The following is a 5,911-nucleotide window of genomic DNA, read 5'->3' on the forward strand; positions in this document are numbered from 1 at the left end:
CGATGACAGACTACGGCTTGGCAAGGAGGCCAACCTTAAGCGCCGCGACTACTCCGTTGATATTGCGAGCAATTGTAGCGATGTCTCTTCCCGTTCGGCTTGCTGGGAGGCCATTTTCACCTACAGCAGGGCAGGACGCGACGAGTGCTCGGTTATGCTGACCTTCGTAATTACGACGTTATAGGCATGCCGGCACCGCCTTCAAAACCGTCCTTGATTTTAGCCCTGTCTTTGTTTTAAAATTAGGAGGTATCTGCCAATTCGCTTAAAGAAAAGAGGATAACGCGGTGCAAAGAAATATTTTTCGTATGGTATTTGCGGCGGCCTTCGCCGCAATGTTTTTTTTGGGGGCTCTAACTATTGCCGAAGCGGCCCTTACGGGAAAGGCGGCCACCAAGGTGGCGGTGATGCCGTGGAAGTTGAATGCGCCGCCAGAGCTTGAGTATCTAAAGGGCGCAGTGACGGATATGCTCTCAACACGGCTCGGAGCAGCGGAGGGCATAGAGCTTGTAAGGCCCGATGCTACAGCCAAGGCCTTTAAGGAGGTCTCTGCCGACGTCTCCCTGGAGACGGTTGCCGTGAATGCCGCGAAAAAGCTCGGCGCGGATTACGCGCTCGTTGGAAGCATCTCGGTTATAGGGCAGCAGATAAGCATAGACGCAAAGCTTGTAAATGTAAAGAACGCCGAGGCTGCTCCCATATACGCAAAGGGAGAGAAGCTGGATGCGCTTATTTCGATGACAGAGTACGTTGCATCAAGGACTGTCTCTCTTATAACGGCGCCCGTCGGCCAGGGCGTTGCTTCTTTTGGGGTTGCCGGAGCATATAACGGCAGGTTCTCCGAGAGCGGAGGCGCTCCGGCGCCAGCCACGGTGATTGCGCCGGTAACAGCCGCGCCTCAGGCCGCGCCCCAAGCTGCTTCAACAACTGCTTCTACCGGCGGTGTTGCAGGGTTTATCGCTAAGTCACAGGGCTCTTCTGGCTCAATCGACATGAATGTCGATATAGGCCCTGGCGAGTATCTTGCCTTCGATTTCATGGATGTAAACGGAGACGGCATTATAGAGGCTGTGCTCCTTAAGGAAAACGCCGTTCTCATAGGCAAGATAAGCGGAAATTCATTTAAGGAAATAGCTACCGTAGGCTCGGGCGCGAATAAGCGCTATGTTTCACTTGAGCGTTTCGATTCAAATAGCGACTCGAAGGACGAACTCTACATATCGAGAATATCCGGCACCACCTCCGAGACATGCCGTCTTACGTTTGACGGCAAGGAGTTCGCTCTCGGCCAGTGCGCGCCGTACCTTGTGCGCGTGTTCAGGGACAAGGGCAAGGCCGTGCTCGTTGGCCAGCAGTTCGTGCTCGACTGGGGGTTCAAGAAAAAGGCCTACGTCATGAAAGCCGAAGCTTTAGAGATTACTTCGGGAGAAGAGTTCGCTCTTCCGGATTACGCAAACATCTACGGCACGGCGCTCTATGATATTGACGCCGACGGCACGGAAGAGCTTCTTATTTACGATAGAGAGGACCATCTTCGCATATATAAGCGCGACGGCTCGGGATGGGCAGAGGACTGGAAGAGCCCGGACTATTTCACCGGAACGCTAAATCTCATAGAGCTAAAGAGGGGCGAGACCTCGCTAAATGAGTTTGTAAAGATAAACGACGAGATGGTGTTTTTCGATGCCGACAGCAGCGGCGTAAGGGAGATTGTGGCTGCCATAAAGACAGCGGGCGGGGCCTTTGGCAGAAGCTCGAAGGTCATAACCGAATTTAAGAGCGCAGTTGTCGCCGGGTATGAGTGGGACGGCGTGACATTTGTCGAGAAGTGGAAGAGCAAAGAGGTGCCGGGCTATGTGGCGGACTTTACGATTATGGACGTTGACGGCGACGGAAGCTCGGAGCTTGTGCTCCTGGTATCGAGGAAGAAGGCCTCGGTCTTTTCATCCGGCAAAAAAAATTCTATACTTTCGTATAAGTTGAAGTTATAATATCCGGCGTTGTTTGTAGTGATAATGGCGGCGTAGCTCAGGTGGCAGAGCAGGGGTCTCATAAGCCCCGGGCCAGTGGTTCGAGTCCACTCGCCGCCACCAAAATCCAAGCCCTTTGATGTGCCGTTGCTAAAATCGCGGCGTCACGGGGCTTTATGTTTTTTGAGGGTGCCAGTATGTTGCTTACCATAACGACAACCATGAGCCCGGCAACGGATTTAGGGTATCTTCTCCATAAGAATCCGTCGAGGGTGCATACCTTCGAGCTTGCCTTTGGCGTGTGCCATGTGTTTTATCCGGAGGCTTCGCCGCATAGATGCACTGCCGCGCTTCTTCTGGACATGGACACAGTCGGTATGGTCAGGACAGGAAACAGGAATTCGTCATCGGTTTACCCGTATGTAAACGATCGTCCGTACGTGGCGTCGTCGTTTATGAGCGTGGCTATTTCGAGGGTCTTTAGAGAGGCCCTTTTCGGGAAGTCGAAGCATCGTCAGGAACTGGCCGATAAAAAGATACCGCTCGAGGCCGTTATATCGGTGCTGCCGTGCCGTGGAGGGGAGGGTTCTTTGCGCAGCCTTTTTGAACCCCTTGGTTACGAAGTAGTTGCCGAAGGGTTTGACCTGGATGACAGATTCCCGAATTGGGGCAAGGGCCCTTATTACAGGGTTGGGCTCAAGGCCGTGACAAGGTTAAAAGATATGCTCTCGCATATAAACGTGCTTGTGCCAGTCATGGACAACGATAAGCATTACTGGGTGGGAGACGACGAAGTGGATAAGCTTCTTCGCATCGGCGGCGAATGGCTAAAAGACCACCCCGAGAGAGAATTTATTGCCAGGCGTTATCTGAAGAACAGGCGAAGCCTCGCAAGGACAGCTCTCGCAAGGCTGCTCGATGAGGGGGATGCCGGGCCGGAATTCAGTGACGCAAGGCGCAGGGAAAACGAGGACGTCATCGAAGAAAAACTAAGTCTTAACGAAGAACGCTTGGAACGCGTGGCCGATAAGCTAAAGGCGTCAGCTGCGGCCCGTGTGCTGGATTTGGGTTGCGGTGAGGGAAAGCTGATGAAGCGGCTTATGGCGGAGAAACAGTTTTCGACCGTAACCGGGCTTGATGTGTCGGTGCGCTCTCTTGAGTACGCAAGACAGCGGTTGCGCCTGGATTCGCTTCCGGAGAAAATGGCCGGAAGGGTGTCGCTTCTTCACGGATCCCTTATTTACAGGGACAGCCGTATCGCCGGATATGACGGCGCTGCCGTTGTCGAGGTGATAGAGCATCTCGATGGCGGCAGGCTCAAGGCCTTCGAGCGCGTGCTTTTCGAGTTTGCCAGGCCCAAGCTTGTTATTGTGACTACGCCGAATGTTGAATATAACGTGAAGTTCGAGAACCTCGCTGCTGGGAAGTTTCGCCATAGTGACCACCGTTTCGAATGGAGACGGGACGAGTTCGAGGCCTGGGCGCGCGGCGTTGCCGAAAGGTTCGGGTATGTTGTCGAGTTTTCTTCTGTAGGGGACGTGGACACTTTGCTGGGGGCCCCGACCCAGATGGGGGTATTTAGTTTATGCGCATAGAGATACCGGAGTTTTCGCTGGTGGTGCTTGTCGGCGTCTCGGGTTCCGGGAAGTCGAGCTTTGCGCGAAGGCACTTCAAGGCTACCGAGGTGCTTTCTTCTGACTACTGCCGTGCGCTTGTTTCGTGCGATGAAAATAATCAGGCCGTGACAAAAGAGGCATTTGAGGTGCTTCATTACATCGCGGCCAAGCGGCTGGAGCTTAAGAAGCTTACGGTAATAGACGCGACCAACACGCAGCAGGAGGCAAGAAAGCCTATACTCGAGCTTGCGCGGGCATATCACTGTCTGCCGGTGGCAGTAGTGTTCGATATTCCGCGTAAAGTCTGTGAGGAAAGGAACAGGGTAAGGCCGGATAGAAATTTTGGTCCGCATGTCCTTAGAAATCAGATGAGCCAGTTAAGGCGCTCGCTTGGAGCGCTGCGGCGTGAAGGGTTCAGGCATGTGTTTGTCATGGAATCGGAGGAAGAGGTAAACGCCGCGGAGGTTGTGCGCCGTCCGCTCTGGACAGACAAGACATCCGAGAAGGGGCCGTTCGATATCATAGGCGATGTCCACGGCTGTTATGATGAACTGCGCCTTTTGCTCGGTAAGCTTGGCTACAGTGTTGAAGATGCGCTGATAGGAACCGATAACGCGGCGCTTAGCCATCCCGATGGAAGAAAACCCGTGTTCCTCGGCGACATGGTGGACAGGGGGCCCAAATCGGTAGAGACGCTTTCTCTGATAATGAATGTTGTTTCCACAGGAACAGGGTTTGCCGTCATTGGCAATCATGACGATAAATTCTCGCGCTATCTTTCGGGCAGGGATGTGCAGATAAAGCACGGCTTGGCCGAGACCATAGAGAGTGTCGGGCAAGCCGGCGAAGGGTTCGGGGAAAAGGCCGGTAATTTTATAAAAGGACTTGTGAGCCACTATGTGCTTGACGGCGGACGCTTGGTTGTTGCGCATGCTGGAATGAAGGAGTCCATGCAGGGCAGGGCCTCGGCAAAGGTAAGAAGCTTTGCTCTCTACGGCGAGACTACTGGCGAGACCGACGAGTTCGGGCTGCCGGTGCGTTATAATTGGGCCATGGAGTACCGCGGCACGGCAACTGTCGTCTATGGACACACGCCGGTTGCCGTGCCGGAGTGGCTCAACAACACCATATGCGTGGATACCGGATGTGTTTACGGAGGCAGTCTTAGCGCGCTTAGATACCCTGAGCGTGAAGTTGTGTCCGTTCCGGCCTCTGCCATGTACTACGAGCCGTCGCGGCCTCTTGTGTCCTGTCCGCAGGAGCGGCTCTCGGCCCAGCAGCAGCACGACGATGTGCTCGATATTGCCGACGTTACCGGCAAGCGCATTATTTCGACGCGCCTTGGCCGCAACATAACGGTGCGCGAGGAGAACTCTACCGCAGCCGTGGAGGTGATGAGCCGGTTTGCCGTTAATCCGAAGTGGCTTATATATCTTCCGCCAACCATGTCGCCATCCGAGACGAGCTCCATTGACGGGTTTCTGGAGCATCCGGCAGAGGCGTTGGCGTATTATAGAACAAACGGCGTTTCCAAGGTGGTGTGCGAGCATAAGCATATGGGGTCGCGGGCCGTTATTGTTGTTTGCAGGGACGAGGACGCGGCCATTAGGCGTTTTGGCGTTGCCGGTGACGGTGTCGGTGTATGTTATACCCGCACAGGCAGACCGTTTTTCGATAATAAGAAACTTGAGCAGGATGTGCTTAGTCGAGTCGGTGCTGCCGTTACAAAGGCCGGACTTTGGGACGAAATGAAGACGGATTGGATATGTCTCGATGCCGAGGTTATGCCGTGGTCTATGAAGGCCATGGAACTTTTGAAGCAGGAGTATGCGGCCACGGCATCCGCAGGCAGCAGGGCGCTATTGGACGTTACCGGGCGGCTTGGGCAGGCAGCTGGGAATATTGCTGAAGCGGCTCAGCTTCTGGAAAGGTTTTTAGGCAAGGCACGGAGTATGGAGGCATATATACGGGCTTACCGCAATTACTGCTGGGATTTTAACTCGATAGAGGATATGAAGATTGCCCCGTTCCATGTCCTTGCAAGCGAAGGAAATGTTCATGCCGACAAGAATCATTTGTGGCACATGGAGACTGTGCACAGGATTGCGGCAGAAGACAGAGGCGTGCTTGTGGAGACGCCGTTTCTCGTTGTCGATACCGGCAGCGATGCGGACGTAAGTGCTGTGGTCGAATGGTGGCTGCGCCACACCGGCAGCGGCGGCGAGGGTATGGTTGTGAAGCCGCTTGGTTTTATAGAGCATGGCAGGCGCGGGGTGCTTCAGCCGGCTGTTAAGTGCCGCGGCAGGGAGTATCTGCGCATAATTT

The 5,911-nt window shown here is 54.3% G+C and carries 4 protein-coding genes and 1 tRNA gene; all 5 read left to right on the forward strand.

Annotated features, from left to right (window positions below; all coding sequences use genetic code 11):
* Positions 1-184: hypothetical protein (locus tag OEV59_10205; GenBank protein ID MDH4228099.1), on the forward strand; the 184-nt coding region annotated here is incomplete at its 5' end.
* A gap of 151 nt (positions 185-335) precedes the next feature.
* A complete protein-coding gene (locus OEV59_10210; protein MDH4228100.1) occupies positions 336-1,991 on the forward strand; it encodes a hypothetical protein in 1,656 nt (551 codons plus the stop codon).
* 26 nt (positions 1,992-2,017) lie between these two features.
* Positions 2,018-2,093, forward strand: a tRNA-Met gene (locus tag OEV59_10215).
* 74 nt (positions 2,094-2,167) lie between these two features.
* Positions 2,168-3,565, forward strand: coding sequence for a 3' terminal RNA ribose 2'-O-methyltransferase Hen1 (locus OEV59_10220; protein ID MDH4228101.1), 1,398 nt, complete (start codon positions 2,168-2,170; stop codon positions 3,563-3,565).
* A partial coding sequence (locus OEV59_10225; GenBank protein ID MDH4228102.1) for a polynucleotide kinase-phosphatase occupies positions 3,556-5,911 on the forward strand: 2,356 nt, incomplete at its 3' end. The genes OEV59_10220 and OEV59_10225, both read left to right, overlap by 10 nt.

The organism is Deltaproteobacteria bacterium, assembly GCA_029858205.1.
Classification (GTDB): domain Bacteria; phylum Desulfobacterota; class GWC2-55-46; order GWC2-55-46; family DRQE01; genus JAOUFM01.